Origin of the sequence: Massilia rhizosphaerae (assembly GCF_016093545.1) — a bacterium.
GTDB classification, from domain to species: domain Bacteria; phylum Pseudomonadota; class Gammaproteobacteria; order Burkholderiales; family Burkholderiaceae_D; genus Telluria; species Telluria rhizosphaerae.
Window position 1 is genome coordinate 209,454 of the sequence record NZ_JADKYX010000003.1, and the last position, 21,217, is coordinate 230,670.

A 21,217-nucleotide genomic window follows, 5' to 3' on the forward strand; every position below is an offset into this window, starting at 1 on the left:
ATGTCCGGCAGATTGAAATAGGAGCGGTGGCGGCCCGTCATTCTAGCCGTCCGCCGCGGCCGGTGGAACCGGCACGGCATCGCGCAGCAGTCCGGCGAGCAGCGCGCATGCGGCCTGCGCCTGCGCGGGCGCCACGTTCGTCACGCCCAGCAGCAGGCCGCCGGGGCCAGACGATCCCGGCGCGCGCCACCACGACAGCGGCGACGGCGCCAGGCCGGCCCCGCGCGCCCGTGCGGCCAGCGCGGCATCGTCCACGCCGTCCGCCAGCGGCAGCAGCACGGACAGGCCGGCTTCCGCGTGGGGCAGGCCCAGGCCGCGCAGGGCGGCGTCCAGCGCGGCGCGGCGTTCCGCATACACGCGCTTCATGTGGCGCAGGTGGCGCAGGTAGTGGCCGTCGCGCAGGAATTCCTCGATGGCGAACTGGATCGCGGGCGCCGGCGCCGCCGCGCCGACGTCGGCCACCTCCGCGACGGCGGGCGCCAGCGCGGGCGGGACGACGAGGAAGGCGACGCGCAGGGCCGGGCTGATCGTCTTGCTGAAGGTCCCGATGTGCAGCACGCGCCCGGCGCGGTCGCGCGCGGCCAATGCCGGCGTCGCGCGGCCCTGCAGCTGCAGCTCGCCCAGGTAGTCGTCCTCGACGATCCAGGCGCCGCGCGCGGCGGCCCAGTCGAGCAGGGCGTGCCGGCGCGCCAGCGATAACGTCATGCCGAGCGGCGCCTGCTGCCCCGGCGTGACGACGGCGAGCAGCGCATCGGGCGCGCGCGCCACGCCGGCCGCCACGTCCAGGCCTTCCGCGTCGATCGGCACCGGCGCCGGCGTCACGCCGTAGTGCAGCAGCACGTCGCGCGCCGACGCGTAGCCGGGATCCTCGACCCACGCCGTGCGCCCATCCAGCCGCAAGGCGCGCAGCGCGAGGCCGAGGGCCGCCGCGTAGCCGTTGGCGACGAACACCTGGGACGGGTGGCAGGCGATGCCGCGCGCGATGCCGAGGTAGGCGGCGATGGCCCCGCGCAGCACGGGTTCGCCGCGCGGATCCGGATAGGCCAGCGGCTGCGCGGCCGCCGCGCGCGCCGCCCGGCCCATGATGCGCGACCACGTCTTGAACGGGAACACGTCCTGGCCCGGCACGCCGACCTGGAACGGGACCGGCGCCACGCGCCGCGCCGGTGCCGTGGCCGGGCGTTCGGCGGCGGGTGCCGTGCGCGCGGGCAGGGCCTGGCGGGCCACGCGCGTGCCGGCCGCGCCGGCCGTGACGATGAGCTGCTGGTCGCGCAGGCTGTCGTAGGCGGCGCGCACGGTGCCGCGCGCCACGCCCAGCTGCGCGGCGAGGTCGTGCCAGGACGGCAGCCGGGCGCCGGGCGCGAGCCGGCCGTCGTGGATGGCGGCGCCGATCGCGGCGGCGATCTGGCCGGCGACCGGCGTGCGGGCGCTGCGGTCGATGCGGATGGAAAGGTCGTGGTCCATGCGTGAATGGTACAGGGATTCATGCAATTCTTGCGTCTTTTGCCTGATCCAAGCGGTGGCTACGATGAAAGCATCATCGACCAGTCACACGAAGGATCCCATGACCCTCCCACGCATCATCGCCGTCGCCGTCGCCGTCGTCGCGTTCTCAAGCAGCGTGGCCAGCGCGGCCGACGACGGCGCCGCGCGCGCCGCCCGCGCCGGCCAACCGCTGATCGGCCAACCCGCGCCCGCCGCCGTCCTGCGCACCCTCGACGGCGGCACCATCGACCTCGCGGCCAAGTACGGCCGCAAGCCCGTCTACCTCAAGTTCTGGGCCACGTGGTGCGTGCCGTGCCGCGAACAGATGCCCGGTTTCGAACGCATCTACCAGCAATACGGCAAGCGCATCGACGTCGTCGCCGTCAACGTGGGCTTCAGCGACACGGAAGCCGACGTGCGCGCCTACCGCACCCGCCACGGCCTCACGATGCCGATCGCGCTCGACGACGGCAGCCTCGGACGCCGCCTGAACCTGCGCGTGACGCCGCAGCACGTGCTGATCGGCGCGGACGGCCGCATCGCCTACGTCGGCCACCTGGACGACGCGGCCCTGCACGCGGCGCTGGACCGCATCGCCGCCGCGCGGCCGGCTGGCGCGCAACCGGTCGCGCTGGCGCCGCAGGCCGCCGCGCCGCGCGTGTTCCGCGTCGGCGACAAGGTCGACGGCGTCGACCTGGCGACCCTGGACGGCACGACGGCCGCCATCGGCACGGCCGGCAGGCCGCGCGCGCTGGTGTTCTTCTCGCCGTGGTGCGAGACCTATCTGCGTGCCAGCCGCCCGGCCACCGCGCAGGCGTGCCGCCGCGTGCGCGGGGACGCCACGCGTCTCGCGAAAAACGGCAACGTGGACTGGCTCGCCGTCGCCGCGCCGCTGTGGACGTCGCCCGCCGAACTGGCCGGCTACGGCAAGACGCATCCGGGCACGCCGCCGCTGGCGCTCGACCGCGACGGCGCGGCGTTCGCCGCCTTCGGCATCCATGCGATCCCCAGTGTCGTGCTGTTCGACGCCCGGGGCCGCGTGGCGCGCGTGCTGGGGCCGCAGGACCGGGGCCTGGACCAGGCGCTGCGCGCCATCGCCACGCGGTGACCGCCATGCTGCGCTTCTTGTCCTGGTTCGTGCGCGCCGCGTTGCTGGCCGCGCTGGCGGTGCCCGCCTTCGCCGCACCCGACGTCCTCGATCCGGAGGACGCCTTCCGCATCACGGCCGCGCTGGCCGACGACCACACGGTGGCCATCACGGCCCGCATCGCGCCCGGCTATGCCTTGTACCGCGAACGCTTCGGCTTTGCCGCCACCGGCGCGACGCTGGGCGCGCCGCAGTTCCCGCCGGGATTGCGCAAACACGATCCCACGCAGGGGCGCGACGTCGAGGTGTACCACGACCGCGTGACCGTCCGCGTGCCGGTGCGGGCGAACGGGCCGTTCACGCTCGCGGTCCGCTCGCAGGGCTGCGCCGACGCCGGCCTGTGCTACCTGCCGCAGGATACGACGTTCGCCTTGGGCGCCGCCGCGGCACCCGCGCCGCAGCCGGCCGCGCAGGACCGCATCGGCCGCGCGCTGGATGGCGCCCGCCTGGTCGTGATCGTCCCGCTGTTCCTCGCGCTCGGCCTGGGACTCGCGTTCACGCCGTGCATGCTGCCGATGGTGCCGATCCTGTCCGCGCTCGTCGTCGGCGACGGCAGCGGCGGACAGCGCAAGCGTGGCCTCGCGCTGTCCGCCTCGTACGCGCTCGGCATGGCCCTGACCTACACGGCGCTGGGCGTGGCGGCCGGGCTGGCCGGCGAGTCCATCGCCGGCGCGCTGCAGACGCCGTGGGTGCTGGTCACGTTCGGCGCCGTGCTGGCGCTGCTCGCGCTGTCGATGTTCGGGCTGTACGACCTGCAGCTGCCGGCCGCGCTGCAGGGGCGCCTGGGCGAGGCCGCCAACCGCCGCCCGGCCGGCAGGCTGGCGGGCACGTTCGCGGCCGGCGCCGTGTCCGCGCTGATCCTCGGGCCGTGCGTCGCGCCGCCGCTGGCCGGGGTGCTCGTGTGGATCGGCCGCACGCGCGACGCGCTGCTCGGCGGCGTGGCCCTGTTCGCGCTGGCGGCGGGCATGAGCGTGCCGCTGCTCGTCTTCGGCACGTCGGCCGGCCGCCTGCTGCCGCGGGCCGGCGCGTGGATGGTGGCCGTGAAGATCCTGTTCGGCGTCGTGCTGCTCGCCACCGGCTGGTGGATCGTCGCGCCGCTGCTGCCGGCGCGCGTCGCCGCGGCCGGCTGGACGCTGCTCGCCATCGGGTATGCGCTGTACCTGCTGCGCGGCGGCCGCTGGGCGCGCCATGCGGCGCTGGCCCTCGCGCTGGCGGCGGCGTGGCCGTTGACGTCGGCGTTCAAGGCGCCGGCTGCGGACGGCCCGCGCTTCGCCCCCGTCGCCACGACGGCCGCGCTGGACGCCGCGCTGGCGGGCGGGCAGCCGGTGCTGCTCGATTTTTATGCCGACTGGTGCGTCGCCTGCCGCGAGATGGAAGCGCGTACGTTCAGCGTGCCGGCCGTGCAGGCGAGGCTCGCGGGCGTCCGGCTGCTGCGCGCCGACGTCACGGCCGCCGGCCCGGCCGAGCGCGCGCTGCTCAAGCGCTTCGGCCTGTTCGGCCCTCCGGCCGTGCTGCTGTTCGACGGCCGCGGACGCGAGCTCGCGGATGCGCGCGTCATCGGCTTCCAGGACGCGCCGGCCTTCCTGCACACGCTGGACCGGTTGGCCGCAAATCACCCATCCACGAGGACCACACCATGAAGAAAACCGACCTGGCCTGCCTGACTGCGCTGGCCGCGCTGTGGGGCGCATCGTATCCGTTCATGCGCGTGTGCGCCGGCGAATTCGGCGCCATGACGCTGGCCGGCGCCCGCGCCGCGATCGCCGCCGTGCTGTTGATGCCGCTGCTGGCGACGGCGCGCGATGGCGGCCTGCGCGCGCTGCGCCGGCACTGGAAGCCGGTGCTGCTCGTGGGCGTGACGAATTCCGCGCTGCCGTTCGTGCTGTTCGCGCTGGCGGCCCTTGGCATCAACGCGAGCCTGTCCGCCATCTTCAACGCGGCCACGCCGCTGTACGCCGCCGTCATCGGCCGCGTGTGGCTGGGCGAAGCGATAGTCCGCGTGCGCGCCGCCGGGCTCGCGCTGGGGTTCTGCGGCGTGCTGTGGCTCGTGGCGGAAGGCGCCAGTTTCAAGCCGGGCGCCAGCGCCGTCGCGACGGGATGGGCCGTGCTGGCATGCGTGGCGGCGACGATGCTGTACGCGTTTTCCGCCCACTTCAGCAAGCGCTATCTGGCCGCCGTGCCGCCGCTGGCCGTCGCCGCCGGCAGCCAGTTGTCCGCCGCGCTCGTGCTGGCGCCGGCCGCGCTGGCCCTGCATCCGCACGCGCTGCCGTCGGCCCGGGCCTGGGCCGCGCTGCTGTGCCTGGGCGTGGGCTGCACGGCGCTCGCCTACGTGTTGTTCTTCCGCCTGATCGCCCGCGTGGGCGCGGCGAAGACGATGGCCGTGCCGTTCCTCGTGCCCGCGTTCGGCGTGCTGTGGGGCGTGCTGTTCCTCGGCGAGACTTTCACGGCCGCGATGGCGGCCGGCAGCGCCCTGATCGTGCTGGGGACGGCGCTGGCGACCGGCCTCGTCAACCCTGCGCGGCGGCCAGCGCCGCATCCGCTTGCGCGGCCCGGCGCGCGGCCGGACGCGCACTGACGCGCTCGATGTAGGCCATCACTTCGGGCAGTTCCGGCACCAGCTTGAACATCGTGGCCCAGCCGAGAGCCGTGCCCCACAGGACGTCGGCGGCGGAAAAGCGCTCGCCCAGCAGCCACGGGCCGGCGCGTAGTTGCGCCGTCAGCGTGGCGAGCATCGTGTCGTAGTCGCCGTACGGGCACATCATCGGCGGCGTGGGCTCGCGCTTCATGGCCAGGTCGGTGATCGCCGGCTCGAACGACGAGCCGTAGAACGTCAGCCAGCGCAGATAGGGGCCGCGCAGCGGGTCGTGCGGCGCCGGCGCCAGGCCCGCCTCGGGGAACAGGTCGGCCAGGTAGATGAAGACGGCCGGCTGCTCCGTGACGAGGGCGTCGCCGTGGCGGACGGCGGGCACCTTGCCCATCGGGTTGACGGCCAGGTAATCGGGCGCGCGCTGCTCGTTCTTCTTGAGGTTGAGCACGTGCAGGTCGTAGGGCACGCCGAGTTCTTCGAGCAGGATGCGGGCCGCGCCGGAGCGGGAGTTCGGCGCGTGGAACAGGGTCAGGTTCATGGGATCCTCGTGATGACGATGAACCGACAGCTTAGGCGGCGTGGTGGGCGCGGTCTTGTAAAAACGCGCGCTACAATGGTCGGATGAACAACCCTCCCACCGTCACGGCCCGCGCCAAGGGCGTCGTCGCGCCGGCCCTCGCCGGCAAGATGTTCCGCCTCGGGCGCTATCTGCCGCAGTCCGACCTGGCGCCTTTCCTCGACCATTACTGGATCGTCGAATGGGACTTGCAGGGACGCCCGCCGTACACGCAGCGCACCTTGCCTTACCCGTGCGTGCATGTCGTGTTCGACCGCGCCCGCACGGGCATCTGGGGCTTGACGACGGGCTCGTTCGATTACGAACTGAAGGATGCCGGCAAGGTGTGCGGCGTGCGCTTCCGGCCCGGCGCGTTCCGCGCCTTCCTCGGCCGGCCGCTGCACACGATCACGGACCAGGTGCTGCCCGTGTCCGCGGTCTTCCCGTGGGACGAGGCGGCGGCGCAGGACGCCGTGCTGGACACGCTTGATGACGCCGCGATGATCGAGGCGGCCGCCGCGCTGCTGCGCCCCCATCTGCCCGCGCCCGATCCGCAGGTCGACAGGATCGCGGCCATCCTGCAGGCGGTGGAGTCGACGCCCGGCCTGACGCAGGTGGAGGCGCTGGCCGACCAGGCACGCATCAGCGTGCGCAGCCTGCAACTGCTGTTCAGCGAGTACGTGGGCGTGAGCCCGAAATGGGTGATCCGGCGCTTCCGCCTGCACGAGGCGGCGGACCGGCTGGCGACGGGCGCCGACGTCGACCTGGCCGCGCTGGCGCAGGGGCTCGGCTATTTCGACCAGGCCCATTTCACGTCGGACTTCCGCCGCCTGGTGGGCAAGTCGCCGGGGCGGTATCGCGAGGAAGCCAGGCAGGCAGCGGGGACTTGAATCGTCGGAGACATGAGAAGGACATGACCCGCTGGCTCCGCAAGCACCCGATCACGGGCTTTCTTCTGCTCACCTTTGTCGCCTCTTACCTGATCGGCACACCGCTCTTGATGGCTTACTTGGCGTGGGCCCCCGCGCAACCACCCATCCTGCGAACCTACCTCTCACGCGTATTCGTCGTCTACGGCCCGGGATGCGCATCGCTCCTCATGACGTTCGCGTGTCATGGACGCGGAGGCGTCGTGCTGTTGCTGAAGCGCCTGATCCCTCGCGTCTCCGACCTGCCTTGGGCACTGCTGATCCTTGCGGCTGGATTCGGGAGCGCTGCCTTGGCACTGAAAAGTTCTGGGGCGTTCACCGCTCAGTTCGCCGAGGCAATCGGTGCCGCCGGCGGTTTATTGGCCGGGCATTTTGCCCTGCAAATCCTGGTCATCGCCGTAGGTGAGGAACTCGGGTGGCGGGGATGGCTTTTACCGCGATTGCTCGAACGGGTATCTCGCCTGCGAGCCACCCTGATCGTTGCCGCTGCATGGGGGTTTTGGCATGGCCCGCTTCTATTCTCCGGCATGAGCGCCGCCGCGCTCTTCTTGGGCTCGACGCTTGGTTTGTCGTTTCTGTTTACCTGGATCTGGTCGCACAGGGGCGAGCGCCTCTTTCTCGTCGTGGTGACGCATGCAACGGTGAACACCCCCCTGTTTTTCTGGGAGCAGTTGGCCACGCAACAGGGCTGGGACCCGGGCGTGGCGTCTTCCGCGTGGCGCGTGCTGGAATGGATGTATGTCCTGGCAGGATGTGGACTCGTGGCATTCACCAGGCTTTGGTGGCTCCAGCGAGTCCCTCCGGACATGAGCGCGCCGTGCGACGGTTCGATGACGAATTGAAGGACGTGACCGAGTGTGCGGCCGCCGTCTACTGCACGATGCGCAGCACGGCATTCTCGCTTATGACATACACGACACCGTCCGCGCCGACCGTCATCGCATCGACCGGCCCCAGGCTGCCCGGCGCGCCCAGCCGCACCCCGTACCGGCCCGGCGTACCGGCGACGATCGTGTCGGTGCCGGCCGGCGTGATCTTGTGCACCGAATACCAGTTCGGCGTTTCGTGCCAGGCCACGTACAGGTTGCCGGTCCGATCCAGCGCGCTCGCGACGACGCGCGCGCCGGCCGTGGCGGACAGCTGGCGCACGACGGTCGACGTGCCGTCGGCCTGCACCTTCGTCACCTCGCCGAGGTACGAGACGTACCAGTTGCTGCCGTCGGCGGCGGCGAGGCCCGGCAAGCGCTGACCGGCCGGCAGCGTCGTGACGGCGCCGGCCGGGGTGATCTTGCGGACGTAACCGGTGGAGCCCGACCCGACGCCGCCCGGCACGGCATCCAGCAGAAGCAGGTTGCCGAGCGCATCGCCGACGAGGGCCGAGATCGAATAGAAGCTTGCCTGCGCCCCCGTGCCGTCGCCGATCGGGGCCTGGCTGCCGCCGCCCGCCAGGAACGTCAGGCTGCCGTCCGCGTTGACGCGGCTGACGACGCGCTGCGACACGACCGCCGCGCTGCCGCCGAACGCCAGGCCGCCGAGGTACAGCCGCGCGTCGGCGAGGCCCGTCGTCTGCGGCGCCAGGGTGCTGACGTTGCCTGCCGCCGTGACCTGGCGGATGCGGTCGTTCTCGCGCACGTAGAAGTTGCCCTGTGCGTCGGCCGCCAGGTCGTACGTCGACACCGCCGCAAACGGGTGCGTGGCCGCGCGCGGATCGTAGGTGCTGACGACGAACCGGGCGGCGGCGCCGGCGCCGTCCGCGTTGTCGACGGAAGGCGCGCGGCCGGCGACCGTGCTCACGGTGCCGTCGGGCGCGATGCGGCGGATCGTCACGTTGTCGGTGTCCGCGACGTAGAGATTGCCGGCCGCATCGAGCGCCAGGTTGCTCATCCTGCCGTTCGGGCTCGCCAGCGGATCCTTGCTCGTGTCCTTGCAGAAGGTGGCCGCCGTGCCGGCGCCGTCGTTGCTGCCGCGGCGGTCCGGCTGGCCGGCGAGGGTGGTCACCTGGCCGTCGGGCGCGACCTTGAGGATCCGGCATCCGGCCTGCGTGTAGGTGACGTAGAGGTTGCCGGCCTGGTCGACCGCGATGCCGTCGTTGCCGGCATAGGACGCGGCGATGGTGGCGTCGCCCTTGAGCGCACGGCTCGTCACGGCGCCGGCGGGCGTGACCACGCGCACGCGCGAGTCGTCGAGCACCTGCAGGTTGCCGTTGGCGTCGAGCGCCAGCGCGGCGATGCCGGCGAAGCTGGCGCCGCTGCCGGCGCCGTCCTTGGGATTGCCCGCCGCATCCGTGCCGGCGCCGCCGGCGACGGTCGTGACGGCGCCCTGCGGCGAGATCTTGCGCAGGAAGCTGGACTCGCCCACGTAGACGTTGCCGTCGGCGTCGGCGGCGAGTGCCTTGATTTGCGTGAACCGCGCCGCGCCGCCCGCGGCGTCGACTTCCCCGATCTCCGTGGCGGAGCCGGCGAACAGGCTGCGCTGGCCGCCGGGCGCCGTCCGGTAGACCGCCGACCCGTCCGACTCGTACAGGTTGCCGCCCTTGTCGAAGGCGACGGCGACGGTACTCGTCAGCGGGGCCGCCGTGACGGTGCCGATGTCGCCGGTGGCCACGTCCACGGTCCGCAACGCGAGGTTGCCGGACACCGCGGGCCGGTAACCGTCCCACGCCAGCGTGCCCGTATTGTCGGCAACGTACAGTTGCCCGGCCGGACTCATGGCGATGCGCAGCGGGTACGCGAGGCGCCCGCCGGCGCCGTCCACATTGCCCGGACCGCCGAGCGTGCCGGCCAGCACGGACAGTCCCTGCGCCGGCGGCAGCGCCGCGGTCACGCTCACGGTCGCCTTGTTGCTCGTCACGGTGCCGCCGGCGTTCTTGACGACGACGGCGAACGCGGCGCCGTCATCGCTCGCCTGGGCGGCGGCCAGCGTGTACGTGTCCGCCGTCGCCCCGGCGATATCCTTGCCGTCGCGCTGCCACTGGTAAGACAGGCTGTCGCCGCTGGCCTTCACGGTGAAGGTGGCGGACTGGCCGGCGGTCACGGTCTGCGCGACCGGCTGCGCCGTGATCGTGGGCGCCTGGGCCACGGGCACGGTCGGGGACGACCCGCCTCCGGCCGCCGTGCCGCTGCCGCCGCCGCCGCCGCCGCAGGCGGACAGCAGCAGCGCGGCAACCACGGCCGCGGTCTCGCGGGTACGGGGATAGGCCCTGCCGTTCTTTCCGGTGATCTTGTCCAAAACTTCTCCTTCGCGCGGCGTCTGCCAATGGGTGAGTGATCGATTGGCAAGCAGAATAGCAAAAAGGAGGGTGTGGAAAGTTCACAATTTTCCACACGACCGGCCGCCGGGCCGATCGACGTCAGTCGAGTTCGTCCTCGTCCGCCCCGCGCTCCAGCTGCGGAATGACTTTCACGAGCAGGATGCGCGGCCCGTTGGTCTTCTTGACGACGACGTCGAATTTCGGGAATTCGATGCGCTGGCCCTGCTTGGGGATGTCCCCCAGCTTGGCCATCAGGAGGCCGCCGACGGATTCCACTTCGTCCAGGCCCATCTCTTCGTTGTTGATGTCGATGCCGAGCACGCGCTCGAGCGAGACGATCGGCAGGCTCGCCTTGCCGATATAGGTGCCGTCGCCCTGCGGCAGCCAGTCGTTTTCGTTGAGGCGGAATTCGTCGCGGATCTCGCCGACGATGGCGCCCAGCAGGTTGTCCAGCGTGATGAAGCCGACCGGGCGCTTGCCCTTTTCGCCGATCAGCGCGAAGTGCGGGGCGCCGCCGCGAAAGCGCCGGAACAATTCGATCGCGGGCGTGCGCGCCGAGATCAGGTCGACGGGGCGCAGGTATTCCGTCAGGTCGTCGATCTCCTTGCCCGACTGCTCGGCGAAGAACAAGTCCTTCAGGTGGATCACGCCCAGCACCTCCTCGCCGTCCTCGTCGAAATACGGGTAGCGCGAGAAGCGGTTGCGGCGCATCGTGTCGAGGTTCTGTTCCAGCGTGCGGTTCGCGTACAACGCGCTTACCTCGTTAATCGGCCGCATCAGGTCGGCCACCGTGTGCTGGGAAAACTCCAGCGACTGCGCGAGGATGTGGCGCTCGTCGTGCGTGAAGCGCTCGCCCGGCGTGCCCGTGCTGGTGCGCAGGATCAGCTTCAATTCGTCGTTCGAATAATGCGTCTCGTGGCCGCCCACGCCGGACAGGCCCGCGACGCGCAGCACCAGGTTGGCGCTTTCGTTGAGCAGCCAGATGGCCGGGTACATGGTCCAGTAAAAGCCGTACAGCGGCACGGCGCTCCACAAGCCCACCGCTTCCGGCACGCGGATCGCCAGCGATTTCGGCGCCAGCTCGCCCACGACGATGTGCAGGAACGAGATCACGCTGAACGCGACGACGAACGACACGCCGTGGATGATCTGCGGGTTGGTGATGCCGACCAGCGCGAACACGGGTTCCATCAGCTTCGCGAACGCCGGTTCGCCCACCCAGCCGAGGCCCAGCGACGCGAGCGTGATGCCCAGCTGGCAGGCGGAGAGATAGGCGTCCAGCTGGCCGTGGACCTTGAACAGGATGCGTCCGCGCAGGCCGCCCGTCTTGGCGATGGCGCGCACGCGCGTCTTGCGCAGGGTGACGATGCCGAATTCGGCCGCCACGAAGAAGCCGTTCAGCGCCACCAGCAGCAGCGCGAGAACGACGAGTAATACGTTTTGCATAAAAAGTCAGTGTGTTCAAAAGGCCAAGCCTGGACCATTGTAACGGTCAGCCCGCCACCGCGGTCTTTTGCGACGCCGCGAGGATGGCCTCGACCGCGGGATGCATGATCTTGCGGTCGCTCGAGATCATGTAGAACTGTTCGCGCACGCTGGGCACCAGCCCGACGCGCACGGCGCCGAACTGCTCGGCCACGTCGTCCGCCAGCGCGGCGGGCGCGAAGAACAGGCCCAGGCCGCGCCGGCCGAACGTGTTGAGGAGGGCGTTGTCCTCGAACTCGCCCACCACGTCCGGCCGCACGTTGTGCTGCACGAACCATTCGTCGATCTTGCTGCGCAGGGCATTATTACGTGCCGGCAGCAGGAACGGCGCGCCGTTCAAATTCTTCGGGAAACCGTCACCCGCGCCGCCGTACTGCTCCGCCAGCGCGGCCGTGCCCACGACCACCATCTCGCTGTCGAACAGCTGGTGGCTGAACACCTTCAACGTGGCGCCGGCGCGCACCTCGCGGTCCGTCAGCACGACGTCCAGCTTGTGCAGCGCGAGGTCGGCCAGCAGCGCCTCGAACTGGTCTTCGTAGCAGACGATGCGCACCGGCCGGTCCATGCGCGTCACCGCTTCCAGCATGCGGTAGGCGGACAGCTTCGGCAGCGAGTCCGAGATGCCCACGGTGAGACGGGTGCGGCCGCTGTCGAATTCGTTCAGCGCTTCCTGCATCTGCTCGCCCAGCAGGAAGATCTGGTCGGCATAGCCCAGCGCCAGCCGGCCCGCTTCCGTCAGCACGAGACGCCGGCCCTGCTGTGCGAACAGCGTCTTGCCCAGCGATTGTTCCAGCAGGGTGAGTTGCGAGCTGACCGTCTGCACGGCGAGTCCCAGCCGCTCGGCGGCACGCGTGATGCCCCCTTCGTTGGCCACGACCCAGAAGTAATACAGGTGGCGGAAATTGATGTCGGTTTTCATTATCACGTGAATAACGCAGATTTTTACGAAGTAATTCTCAAATTATCTTCGCTTTTTCGATTGGATCATCCCCTCTACACTGCGTCTTGTCAACAACATACATCCCGAGAGGGGAGAAGAGAATGAAGCATTTCAGGATGTCTTTTATCGTCACGGCCGTGTGCCTGCTGGGCTCGGCGTGGTGGGGCTACTCGCATGCCGGCCTGGCCGGCGCGCTGACGGCCATGGGTATTGCCGCGATCCTCGCGGTGATGGAAGTGTCGCTGTCGTTCGACAACGCGGTGGTCAACGCCTCCGTGCTGAAGACCTGGGATCCGTTCTGGAAAAAGCTGTTCCTGGGCGTGGGCATCATCATCGCCGTGTTCGGCATGCGGCTGCTGTTTCCGCTCGTGATCGTCGCGGTGGCGGCCAATCTTGGGCTGATGGACGTGTGGCACATGGCGTTGCAGGACCCCAAGCAGTACTCGATGCACCTGACGAACCACCACGCGGAAGTGGCGGCGTTCGGCGGCATGTTCCTGCTGCTGGTCTTCCTGAACTTCCTGTTCGATGAAGAGAAGGAGCACCACTGGCTCGGCCACTTCGAAGAGAAGCTCGGATCGCTCGGCAAGGTGTCGTCGATCTCGGTGATGATCGCGATCGGCGCGCTGATGGCCAGCCTGTCGCTGGTGGCGGAAGGGCAGAAGATGGTCGTGCTGATGTCGGGCCTGTGGGGCATCCTGATCTACGTCGGCGTGGACGTGCTGTCGAACATGCTGGAGAAGTCGGAAGAGGGCGGCGGCGACGTCGGCGAGATGGTCAAGCGCGGCGGTATCGGCGGCTTCTTGTACCTGGAAGTGTTGGATGCGTCGTTCAGTTTCGACGGCGTGATCGGCGCCTTCGCGATCACCAACGACGTCGTGATCATCATGCTGGGCCTGGCCATCGGCGCGATGTTCGTGCGTTCGCTGACGGTGTACCTGGTGGAAAAGGGCACGCTCGACCAGTTCGTGTACCTGGAACACGGCGCGCACTACGCGATCGGCATCCTGGCGTTGATCATGCTGGCCAGTATGAAGTTCCACGTGCCGGAGCTCGTGACGGGTCTCGCGGGTGTCGCCTTCATCGGCGCCTCGGTGTGGTCGTCGATCCGGTATCGCAGGAAGCAGGAAGCGTTGGGTGTGAGCGGCAAAGCGCTGGCTCACGTCGAATGATCGAAGCAGTACTTTTAACCTGAAGGAGAACCATCATGGCAATCAGCTTGCAAAAAGGCGGTAACGTCAACCTGTCGAAAGAAGCACCGGGCCTGTCCAGCCTGAAACTGGGCCTCGGCTGGGACGTGCGCGCCACCGATGGCGCGGCGTTCGACCTGGACGGCGTCGCGTTCCTGCTGAACCAGTCGGGCAAGGTCCGCTCGGACGCCGACTTCATTTTCTACAACAACGCCAAGTCGGCCGACGGTTCGGTGGTGCACTCGGGCGACAACCGCACCGGCGCCGGCGAAGGCGACGACGAGAGCATCAGCATCGATCTCACCAAGGTGCCGGCCGACATCGACCGCGTGGTGCTGGCCGTGACGATCCACGAGGGCGACACGCGCCGCCAGAACTTCGGCCAGGTGAGCCGCGCGTTCATCCGCTGCGTGAACGGCGCGAACGACGGCGAGATCGCCCGCTACGATTTGTCCGAAGACGGTTCGACCGAATCGGCCATGATCTTCGGCGAGGTGTATCGTAACGGCGCCGACTGGAAATTCCGCGCGGTGGGCCAGGGCTTCAACGGCGGCCTCGGCCCCCTCGCCAAGAACTACGGCGTAAGCGTTTGAACTAACAATGCCGGCCTGAAAGGAAGTCAACAATGCCAGTGTTTACCGTGACCGGGGACGTCGATCCCTTCCTGCACGTGTCGCTCAAGCGGGGCGAGACCATCTATTGCGAGTCGGATGCGATGGTCATGATGGAATCGACGCTCGACCTCAAGGGCAAGATGAAGGGGGGCCTGGGCAGCGCGCTGATGCGTACCTTCGCCAACGGCGAGTCGTTCTTCCAGCAGCACATCGAAGCGACCCGCGGCGACGGCGACTGCCTGCTGTCGCCCACGCTGCCGGGCGCCATGCAGGTGGTCGACTGCGGCCCGAACCAGTACATCATCAGCGACGGCGCGTTCGTCGCGGCCGGTTCCGGCGTCGACCTGCGCGTGCGCACCCAGAGCCTGGGCAACGCGCTGTTCGCCCAGAGCGGCGGCTTTTTCGTGACCGAGACCTCGGGCAGCGGACAGGTCGTCGTGTCGGGCTTCGGCTCGATGAGCATGCTGGACGTGGAACCGGGCAAGGACGCGATCATCGACAACTCGCACGTCGTCGCCTGGGACAGCACCCTGCACTACGAGATCTCGATCACGACCGGCACCAGCGGCGGCTTCCTGGGTAACCTGATCAACAGCCAGACCAGCGGCGAGGGCATCGTCCTGCGCTTCTCCGGTCGCGGCAAGATTTACGTCTGTTCCCGCAACCGCGCCGCGTTCAAGGCCTGGATGCAGGCGCCCGGGCGCTGACGTTTTACAAGGAGTCTGAAAAATGGCAGTCAATTTGCAGAAGGGCCAGAAGATCTCGCTGGAGAAGGAAGCCGGCGGCGCGCTGTCGCGCGTGACGATGGGCCTCGGCTGGGACGTGGCGAAGTCGGGCGGTTTCTTCGGCTTCGGCGCGAAGAGCCAGCCGATCGACCTGGATGCGTCCGTCGTGATGTTCGACGAGGCGAACCGCCCGGTCGACGTGGTCTGGTTCCGTCAACTGAAAAGCCGCGACGGCAGCATCACGCACACGGGCGACAACCGCACGGGTGCCGGCGACGGCGACGACGAACAGATCATCGTCGACCTGCGCACGGTCCCGGCGGACGTGAAGTCGCTCGTCTTTACCGTCAACAGCTTCACGGGCCAGAATTTCTCGACGGTGCAGAACGCGTTCTGCCGGATCTTCGATACGAACAGCGGCAAGGAAATCGCGCGCTACGACTTGTCCGTGCAGGGCTCGCACACGGCCCAGATCATGGCCAAGCTGTACCGCCATAACGGCGAGTGGAAGATGCATGCGATCGGCGAGAACGCCGCCGGCCGCACGTTCGACGATCTGATGCCGCTGATCGTGCCGCACCTGTAATTCGTTTTTTGTCGTCCCCGCGGACCCGTCTCCGTCCGCGGACCCAACGTGGGCGGCTTGGCGCCCACGCCCTTTGACGGCCTCTCGCGAGGCCGTCTTTTTTGCAAAACCACTTGACCCCGCCGGCGTTTCGCCATACTGTATTACTTAATTAATACAGTAGACACCATGCCCACCCACACCGCCAATCTGTTTTCGATCGCGACCGGATCGCCGGAACCGATCTACCGCCAGCTCGTCGAGCAGGTGCGCCGCCTCGCGGCCGGCGGCCAGCTCCAGCCCGGCGACGGGATGCCGTCCGTGCGCGAGATCGCCCAGGCGCTGGCGCTGAATCCGATGACCGTCTCGAAGGCGTACGGCCTGCTGGAGATGGAAGGCGTGCTCGCGCGCCGGCGCGGGCTCGGCATGGTGGTGGCCGACTCGGCACCGGCCCGGCCGGCCGACCGCGCCGATCTGCTCCGTCCCACGCTCGAGCGCGCGGCCCTGGAGGCGCGCCAGCTCGAGCTCGATACCGACACCGTCCTGTCCCTGTTCGCAACCATCCTGAAGGAAAACCAATGAGTGCCCCCATCGTTCGCATGTCTTCTGTCACCAAGTATTTCGGCAGCCAGCGGGTGCTCGAGGGGCTCGACTGGCGGATCGTGCCGGGCCAGGTGATCGGCCTGTTGGGCCGCAACGGCGCCGGCAAGTCCACGCTGCTCGAGTGCATGCTCGGGCTGCGCGAGGCCGACGCCGGCAGCGTCGCGCTGTTCGGCGAGGACGTGGCCGCGCTGTCGGATGAAGCGCGCGGCCGCATCGGCTATGTTCCGCAGCGGACGGACCTGTTCGACTGGCTCACGCCCGTGCAAATGTTCGACTACTTCCGCGCGATGTACCCGCGCTGGAACCAGGCCAAGGTCGAGGGCCTGCTGTCGCGCTGGGACTTCGGCCCGCTGCTGCGCAACAAGCCGATCAAGCGGCTGTCCGGCGGCGAGCAGCAGAGATTGGCCATCATCCGCGCGCTGGCGCACGAGCCGGAACTGCTGATCCTCGACGAACCCGTGTCCGCGCTCGACCCCGTCGGCCGGCGCGAATTCCTGCGCGAGCTGGTGGACCAGGTGATCGATCGCGGGACGACGGTCGTGTTCTCGACGCACATCCTGTCCGACCTGGAGCGCGTCGCGTTCGACCTCGCGTTCCTCAAGTGCGGCCGCATCGCCCTGCAGGGCCAGACGGACGCGCTGCTGGAGGGCGCGCGCCGCGTCGTCGTGCCGATGAACGTGCTGCCGGGCGCGCCGCTGGCGGGGGAAGTGCGGCGCCGCCAGGAGGGCGCGGTGACCAGCGTGATCGTGCAGGCGCCGGGCGACGACGTCGCGCGTCTCGCGCGCGAGCCCGGCGTGCGCGTGGAGGCGATGACGCTGGAAGACCTGTTCATCGAGGTGACGCAATGAACGCCGCCCTGCAAGACTATCGCCTCATCTGGCGCGCGGCGATCCTGCACCGCGATCAAGCGGCGATGCGCACGCTGTACCTGGTGGCCGGCGCCGTGGTCGCCTGCGGCGTCATCGTGGCCGTCCTGGGCGACCTGCCCGTACTGCAAGCGCTGCGGCTCATGACGGCCGTCGCCTTCATGGCGGCGGCGTTCATCTGGACGTTCATGTTCGTGCCCGGCGCCGTCCGCCTGAATTCGCCCATCAACGCCTGGCTGATGCCGCGCCAGCGCCGCCGCGTGCTGCAGATGACGGCAGCGTACTGGCTCGTCGCCACGCTCGGCATCGCGTTTGGCCTGGGCAATTGGTCCGCGCTGCCGTTCGTCGAGTTCGGCATGGTGGCAGCGACGCTGGTGAGGGCGGGGAACAGATATGTCCCGTTCCTGCTCATGGTGGTCGGCAACTCGCCTTGGCTGACGCGTACCGTGCTGCCGCCGGCGTGGATCGAATGGATGACGGGCAGCGCCGCCGTCTGGACCACGAGCATCCTGATGCTGCCCGCCGCGGCGTGGGGCCTGCGCTGGCTGTATCCGGCCGGCGGCGATGCCCACCTGGCGCGGCGCCCGGGCCAGATCAAGCGCATTGACCACTTCGCTTTCTCCAGCGAGGACAGGCCGCCCGCACCCGAAGGCGTGATCTGGAAAGGCAGCCTGTCGCTCTACCGCGCCGCGCTGCGCCGCGACCTGCGCCGCGCCGATCCGGGGGCCATGCTGATGCACGCGCTGGGACCGATGGCGCACTGGACCGCCTTTGCGGGCGGCATCGCCATCATCCTGGTCTGCGGCGTCGTCATGCAAATTGTGTTGGGCCGGCCGCATGGCGCCGCCGTGCCAGCGCTTGCCGACCGGGTGCCGATCTTCGGCCCGGCCTTGATGGCACTGGCCATCGCATTCAGCACGGCCCAGTACGGCCAGCAACTGCGCCGCACGCGGGGCGAGCAGGCATTGCTGCGCTTGACGCCGTTGGCCGGCGATGCCGCGCTGCTGAACCGGCGCCTCGCCGCACGCCTGGTGGTCCAGGCCCTGTGCTTCTGGGGGCTGCTGACCGTGGCCGCTGTGGGCGTGACACTGCCTTTCGCCGCCGGCCCGGAGGCGCTGCTGCGCCAGCTGGCCCTGTGCTGCGTGGCCGGCCAGGTGGCGATGATGGGGCTGCTGGGCGATTATGCGGGCGATCGCGGCGGCTGGAACTGGATGCTGGGATTGCGCGCCGCCGCCTACGTCCTCGTGCAGGCGCTCGTCGCCATGGGCCTGGGCCAATTCACCGGCACGACGGCGTGGCCGTGGCTGGTCGAAATCCCGCTGATCGTGTGCGCCGTGCAGTTGCGGCTCGCTTGGCGCCGCATGCTGGCCGCGCCGCCGGCCTTCCCGGCGGGGCGCATGGATTGATCAGTGGCCGCGCTTTTGCACGAGCGCCGTGCCGATGCCGTGGCGGTGGCCTTCGCTGACGGCCGTCACGGTGCCGTCCGGGTTGAACACGATGGCGTTGGCGGCGCCGATCTCCTCGGGGTTCGCTTCCCACTTGTGGCCGAATTTTTCCAGCGCCTTTGCTTCAGGCGTGCCGGGGAAGCCCGGTTCAACCGACGTCTCGGCGGTGTTCCGTTGCGACAGGCGCGGCGCGTCGATCGCCTGGTCCATCGGCATGCCGAGATCGACGTAGTTGACGATCGTCTGCAGCACCGTCGTGATGATCGTGGCGCCGCCCGGACTGCCGATCGTGAAGGCGGGCTTGCCGTCCTTGAACGCGATCGTCGGCGCCATGCTGCTGCGCGGACGCTTGCCCGCTTCGGGGATGTTCGGTGCCGGACCGGTGAAGTCGAAGTCCGTCAATTCGTTGTTGAGCAAGAAGCCGTAGCCCGGCACGACGATGCCGCTGCCGCCCCATGATTCGATCGTGAACGTGTAGGCGACGACGTTGCCCCATTTGTCGGACACCGTCAGGTGCGTCGTGTGCGTGCCCTCGCGCATGATCATGTCCTGCTGCGGGCGCAGCGGGAAGCTCTTGTCGTTCTCGTACAGGAAGGCGTCGCCGGCCGGGACGACGCCGGCCGCGCGGTCGGGATGGATCAGCGAGCGGCGCTGCGCCGCGAACTGCTTCGACAGCATGCCGTCGATGGGCGCGTCGACGTATTCCGGATCGGCCACGTAGGCGTTGCGGTCGGCGAAGGCGAGGCGGCTCGCTTCCAGGTACAGGTGTTCCACGTTCGCGCGCGGCATGGATTTCAGGTCGAACCCTTCCAGGATGTTGAGCGCCTCGGCCACCGTCACGCCGCCGCTGCTGGGCGGCGGCATGCCGTAGATGTCGTAGCCGCGGTAGGTCGAGCGGATCGGCTGGCGGATGCGCGCCTCGTAGTTCGCGAGGTCCGCGAGCGTCATCGTGCCGGGCCGGACCTGGACGCCCGCGGTGACGGGCGGGCGGTTGACGGCGGCGACGACGGCCTGCGCCAGCTGGCCTTCGTAGAACACCTTGTAGCCTTTCGCCGCCAGCTCGCGGTAGGCCTTGGCGAGGTCCGGGTTCTTGACGATCGTCCCGGTCGGCAGGGCCTTGCCGTTGCGGAGATACAGCCGGCTCGTCGTGTCGAACATGCCGAATTTCTTCTCGTTCCCGACGATCAGCTTGTGCATCGTCGCGCTGACGGGGAAGCCTGTCGTCGCGACCTGGATCGCGGGCGCCAGCACCTGCTTGAGCGACATCGTGCCGTAGCGCTCCAGCGCCTCGTGCCAGCCGCGCACGGTGCCCGGCACGCCGACCGACGCGCCGCTGGCGACGGCCGTGTCGAAGTCGATCGGCTTACCGTTGTCCAGGAAGACGGACGGGGTGAACGACGCGGGCGCCGTCTCGCGGTGGTCGATCGTGATCATGCGCTTGTCCTTGGCGAGGTAGATCACCATGAAGCCGCCGCCGCCGATGCCACAGCTGAACGGATCGGTGACGCCCAGCGTGGCCGCCGCCGCGACGGCCGCGTCGATGGCGTTGCCGCCCCGGTTGAGGATCGCGAGCGCGGACGCCGACGCCTTTGCGCTGATCGTGGCGACGGCGCCGCCGGTGCCGGTGGCGACCGGGGGCTGCGCGAGCGCGAGCGGCGGCGCGAGGACGATGGAGAGGATCAACCCGCAGGTGAGGGCTTTGACGGAAGTGGTCATGGCAGGCGCAGGGAGTGGAGGTTCGGGACGGCGCTCATCGGGTAATGACCTTGAGCGTGACGGGAATGACGTCGCCCGGCCGCAGTGTTCCGGCCGCGCGCGCGGGCGGGATCGTGGCCGTGTCGAGGACGACGCGGGCGCCGTGCAGCGACGCCGGCGTGGCCGCCGGCCGGTCGGGGCCGAGCGTGAATTCTTCGACGCCGTCCGGGCCGTCGACGAGGAAGCGGAAGATCAGCCGCCCGGCCCAGACGCACTGCGTGTTCGCGGGGCAGCGGCTGTCGCTGAAACTGTCGTACTTGAGCACGACGCCGCGCGCCAGCGTCACGCTCTGTGCGGGCCGGAGCGGATACACGCCGTCGTGCAGCGGCGCGGCGGCGCAGCCGGCCAGGATAGTCGTCAGCAGCATGGCGAGCGCGCGCGGCAGCCTCATGGAGCGTCCTCGATTGGCGTTTGGCCCATCATAGCAAAATCGCCGGTCGAGCCCGATGCGCCGCGCCGTTCAGGCCAGCGGATAGCGGCGGAACACGGGCAGCGCTTCCGCGCGCGCGGTCCAGGCGGCCAGGCGCGGGAAGTCGGCGGACGACACGAGCTGCGGCACCATCAATTGGACGAACGACCACGTGACGGCGGCCGTGACGGCGGCCTGGTCGAGGGCGGCGACGTCGAAGTCGTCCGACTCGGCGTCGAGCAGCTTCAGTGCCGCGTGCAATTGGCCTTGCACGCGGTCGAGCCAGGGCTGGTGCTGCTTCTCTTGCGGGCGCAGCGTGTGTTCGTAGACGATCTGCGCCGTCTTTTCGCACGCGGCCAGCGCCGGGCCGATGGCGCGCAGCGCCTGCGCGCGCGCGGCCGGGGCGGCCGGCAGCAGGGACCGGCCCGCCAGCGCGTCGCCGTACTCGAGCATCAGCGTGGAATCCATCAGGAAGGAACCGTCGTCCAGCACGAGCGTCGGCGCCTTGACGGTCGGGTTGATGGCGGCGAATTCGTCGAAGTTGCGGAACACCGACAGCGCCTTGTGTTCGAACGGAATGTCCTGCAGGTCGAACGAGATGGCGACGCGGCGGACGAAGGGCGAATCGAGCATGCCGATGAGTTGCATGGAATCTATCTCCAGGTA

At 69.4% G+C, this 21,217-nt stretch carries 20 protein-coding genes; 12 read left to right on the forward strand and 8 right to left on the reverse strand.

Going from position 1 to position 21,217, the window contains the following annotated elements:
- Positions 1-42 precede the first annotated feature (42 nt).
- Complete coding sequence (pdxR, locus tag ISF28_RS06595) at positions 43-1,464, reverse strand: MocR-like pyridoxine biosynthesis transcription factor PdxR (RefSeq protein ID WP_198116362.1); 1,422 nt, start codon at positions 1,462-1,464, stop codon at positions 43-45.
- Between the two features lie 100 nt (positions 1,465-1,564).
- Here pdxR and ISF28_RS06600 point away from each other — a divergent pair, with 100 nt between their 5' ends.
- Genes ISF28_RS06600 through ISF28_RS06610 form a run of 3 tightly spaced genes read left to right on the forward strand, consistent with a single transcriptional unit; the run spans position 1,565 to position 5,207 of the window.
- The gene (locus ISF28_RS06600) at positions 1,565-2,593 is read left to right on the forward strand and encodes a TlpA family protein disulfide reductase (protein ID WP_198116363.1); all 1,029 of its coding nucleotides are present in this window, start codon (positions 1,565-1,567) and stop codon (positions 2,591-2,593) included.
- 5 nt (positions 2,594-2,598) lie between these two features.
- Positions 2,599-4,272 (forward strand): protein-disulfide reductase DsbD, encoded by a 1,674-nt coding sequence (gene dsbD, locus ISF28_RS06605; RefSeq protein ID WP_198116364.1) that lies wholly within the window; start codon positions 2,599-2,601, stop codon positions 4,270-4,272.
- On the forward strand, positions 4,269-5,207 hold the full coding sequence (locus ISF28_RS06610; protein ID WP_198116365.1) for a DMT family transporter: 939 nt from the start codon (positions 4,269-4,271) through the stop codon (positions 5,205-5,207). The genes dsbD and ISF28_RS06610 overlap by 4 nt, the downstream gene beginning before the upstream one ends.
- Here the strand turns inward: ISF28_RS06610 and ISF28_RS06615 are convergent.
- Positions 5,140-5,757 (reverse strand): glutathione S-transferase family protein, encoded by a 618-nt coding sequence (locus tag ISF28_RS06615; RefSeq protein ID WP_198116366.1) that lies wholly within the window; start codon positions 5,755-5,757, stop codon positions 5,140-5,142. The genes ISF28_RS06610 and ISF28_RS06615 overlap by 68 nt on opposite strands.
- A gap of 83 nt (positions 5,758-5,840) precedes the next feature.
- Between ISF28_RS06615 and ISF28_RS06620 the strand changes: the two genes are divergently transcribed.
- Both ISF28_RS06620 and ISF28_RS06625 read left to right on the forward strand, forming a co-directional pair.
- On the forward strand, positions 5,841-6,665 hold the full coding sequence (locus ISF28_RS06620) for an AraC family transcriptional regulator (RefSeq protein WP_198116367.1): 825 nt from the start codon (positions 5,841-5,843) through the stop codon (positions 6,663-6,665).
- A 23-nt stretch (positions 6,666-6,688) separates the two neighbouring features.
- Positions 6,689-7,546 (forward strand): CPBP family intramembrane glutamic endopeptidase, encoded by an 858-nt coding sequence (locus ISF28_RS06625; RefSeq protein WP_198116368.1) that lies wholly within the window; start codon positions 6,689-6,691, stop codon positions 7,544-7,546.
- A 28-nt stretch (positions 7,547-7,574) separates the two neighbouring features.
- On the opposite strand, the gene ISF28_RS06630 is transcribed toward ISF28_RS06625, so the two are convergent.
- The 3 genes from ISF28_RS06630 to ISF28_RS06640 form a co-directional block, all read right to left on the reverse strand.
- Positions 7,575-9,932: an NHL domain-containing protein gene (locus ISF28_RS06630; protein ID WP_198116369.1), complete on the reverse strand. Its 2,358-nt coding sequence runs from the start codon at positions 9,930-9,932 to the stop codon at positions 7,575-7,577.
- 121 nt (positions 9,933-10,053) lie between these two features.
- Positions 10,054-11,400, reverse strand: coding sequence for a hemolysin family protein (locus ISF28_RS06635; RefSeq protein WP_198116370.1), 1,347 nt, complete (start codon positions 11,398-11,400; stop codon positions 10,054-10,056).
- 46 nt (positions 11,401-11,446) lie between these two features.
- Positions 11,447-12,358, reverse strand: coding sequence for a LysR family transcriptional regulator (locus tag ISF28_RS06640; RefSeq protein ID WP_198116371.1), 912 nt, complete (start codon positions 12,356-12,358; stop codon positions 11,447-11,449).
- 122 nt (positions 12,359-12,480) lie between these two features.
- Here ISF28_RS06640 and ISF28_RS06645 point away from each other — a divergent pair, with 122 nt between their 5' ends.
- From ISF28_RS06645 to ISF28_RS06675, 7 genes are all read left to right on the forward strand, one after another.
- A complete protein-coding gene (locus ISF28_RS06645) occupies positions 12,481-13,551 on the forward strand; it encodes a DUF475 domain-containing protein (RefSeq protein WP_198116372.1) in 1,071 nt (356 codons plus the stop codon).
- Positions 13,552-13,586: 35 nt separating this feature from the next.
- A complete protein-coding gene (locus tag ISF28_RS06650) occupies positions 13,587-14,162 on the forward strand; it encodes a TerD family protein (RefSeq protein ID WP_198116373.1) in 576 nt (191 codons plus the stop codon).
- A gap of 32 nt (positions 14,163-14,194) precedes the next feature.
- Positions 14,195-14,890 carry a TIGR00266 family protein gene (locus ISF28_RS06655; RefSeq protein ID WP_198116374.1) on the forward strand — a complete coding sequence of 232 codons (696 nt, stop codon included), beginning with the start codon at positions 14,195-14,197 and terminating at the stop codon, positions 14,888-14,890.
- 22 nt (positions 14,891-14,912) lie between these two features.
- The gene (locus ISF28_RS06660) at positions 14,913-15,494 is read left to right on the forward strand and encodes a TerD family protein (RefSeq protein WP_198116375.1); all 582 of its coding nucleotides are present in this window, start codon (positions 14,913-14,915) and stop codon (positions 15,492-15,494) included.
- Between the two features lie 168 nt (positions 15,495-15,662).
- The gene (locus ISF28_RS06665; RefSeq protein ID WP_198116376.1) at positions 15,663-16,055 is read left to right on the forward strand and encodes a GntR family transcriptional regulator; all 393 of its coding nucleotides are present in this window, start codon (positions 15,663-15,665) and stop codon (positions 16,053-16,055) included.
- On the forward strand, positions 16,052-16,924 hold the full coding sequence (locus ISF28_RS06670; RefSeq protein ID WP_198116377.1) for an ABC transporter ATP-binding protein: 873 nt from the start codon (positions 16,052-16,054) through the stop codon (positions 16,922-16,924). The genes ISF28_RS06665 and ISF28_RS06670 overlap by 4 nt, the downstream gene beginning before the upstream one ends.
- Positions 16,921-18,348 (forward strand): hypothetical protein, encoded by a 1,428-nt coding sequence (locus ISF28_RS06675; RefSeq protein WP_198116378.1) that lies wholly within the window; start codon positions 16,921-16,923, stop codon positions 18,346-18,348. Before ISF28_RS06670 ends, ISF28_RS06675 begins: the two co-directional genes overlap by 4 nt.
- On the opposite strand, the gene ggt is transcribed toward ISF28_RS06675, so the two are convergent.
- From ggt to ISF28_RS06690, 3 genes are all read right to left on the reverse strand, one after another.
- Positions 18,349-20,103, reverse strand: a complete 1,755-nt coding sequence (gene ggt, locus ISF28_RS06680) for a gamma-glutamyltransferase (RefSeq protein WP_198116379.1) — start codon at positions 20,101-20,103, stop codon at positions 18,349-18,351.
- A 34-nt stretch (positions 20,104-20,137) separates the two neighbouring features.
- Positions 20,138-20,533: a hypothetical protein gene (locus ISF28_RS06685; protein WP_198116380.1), complete on the reverse strand. Its 396-nt coding sequence runs from the start codon at positions 20,531-20,533 to the stop codon at positions 20,138-20,140.
- Positions 20,534-20,602: 69 nt separating this feature from the next.
- Positions 20,603-21,199, reverse strand: coding sequence for a glutathione S-transferase (locus ISF28_RS06690; RefSeq protein ID WP_198116381.1), 597 nt, complete (start codon positions 21,197-21,199; stop codon positions 20,603-20,605).
- Positions 21,200-21,217 lie beyond the last annotated feature (18 nt).

Excerpts from the sequence above, each read along its gene's own strand:
- pdxR (WP_198116362.1), bottom strand. The coding sequence starts at position 1,464 with ATGGACCACGACCTTTCCATCCGCATCGACCGCAGCGCCCGCACGCCG.
- ISF28_RS06600 (WP_198116363.1), top strand. The coding sequence starts at position 1,565 with ATGACCCTCCCACGCATCATCGCCGTCGCCGTCGCCGTCGTCGCGTTC.
- dsbD (WP_198116364.1), top strand. The coding sequence starts at position 2,599 with ATGCTGCGCTTCTTGTCCTGGTTCGTGCGCGCCGCGTTGCTGGCCGCG.
- ISF28_RS06610 (WP_198116365.1), top strand. The coding sequence starts at position 4,269 with ATGAAGAAAACCGACCTGGCCTGCCTGACTGCGCTGGCCGCGCTGTGG.
- ISF28_RS06615 (WP_198116366.1), bottom strand. The coding sequence starts at position 5,757 with ATGAACCTGACCCTGTTCCACGCGCCGAACTCCCGCTCCGGCGCGGCC.
- ISF28_RS06620 (WP_198116367.1), top strand. The coding sequence starts at position 5,841 with ATGAACAACCCTCCCACCGTCACGGCCCGCGCCAAGGGCGTCGTCGCG.
- ISF28_RS06625 (WP_198116368.1), top strand. The coding sequence starts at position 6,689 with ATGACCCGCTGGCTCCGCAAGCACCCGATCACGGGCTTTCTTCTGCTC.
- ISF28_RS06635 (WP_198116370.1), bottom strand. The coding sequence starts at position 11,400 with ATGCAAAACGTATTACTCGTCGTTCTCGCGCTGCTGCTGGTGGCGCTG.
- ISF28_RS06640 (WP_198116371.1), bottom strand. The coding sequence starts at position 12,358 with ATGAAAACCGACATCAATTTCCGCCACCTGTATTACTTCTGGGTCGTG.
- ISF28_RS06645 (WP_198116372.1), top strand. The coding sequence starts at position 12,481 with ATGAAGCATTTCAGGATGTCTTTTATCGTCACGGCCGTGTGCCTGCTG.
- ISF28_RS06650 (WP_198116373.1), top strand. The coding sequence starts at position 13,587 with ATGGCAATCAGCTTGCAAAAAGGCGGTAACGTCAACCTGTCGAAAGAA.
- ISF28_RS06655 (WP_198116374.1), top strand. The coding sequence starts at position 14,195 with ATGCCAGTGTTTACCGTGACCGGGGACGTCGATCCCTTCCTGCACGTG.
- ISF28_RS06660 (WP_198116375.1), top strand. The coding sequence starts at position 14,913 with ATGGCAGTCAATTTGCAGAAGGGCCAGAAGATCTCGCTGGAGAAGGAA.
- ISF28_RS06665 (WP_198116376.1), top strand. The coding sequence starts at position 15,663 with ATGCCCACCCACACCGCCAATCTGTTTTCGATCGCGACCGGATCGCCG.
- ISF28_RS06670 (WP_198116377.1), top strand. The coding sequence starts at position 16,052 with ATGAGTGCCCCCATCGTTCGCATGTCTTCTGTCACCAAGTATTTCGGC.
- ISF28_RS06675 (WP_198116378.1), top strand. The coding sequence starts at position 16,921 with ATGAACGCCGCCCTGCAAGACTATCGCCTCATCTGGCGCGCGGCGATC.
- ggt (WP_198116379.1), bottom strand. The coding sequence starts at position 20,103 with ATGACCACTTCCGTCAAAGCCCTCACCTGCGGGTTGATCCTCTCCATC.
- ISF28_RS06685 (WP_198116380.1), bottom strand. The coding sequence starts at position 20,533 with ATGAGGCTGCCGCGCGCGCTCGCCATGCTGCTGACGACTATCCTGGCC.
- ISF28_RS06690 (WP_198116381.1), bottom strand. The coding sequence starts at position 21,199 with ATGCAACTCATCGGCATGCTCGATTCGCCCTTCGTCCGCCGCGTCGCC.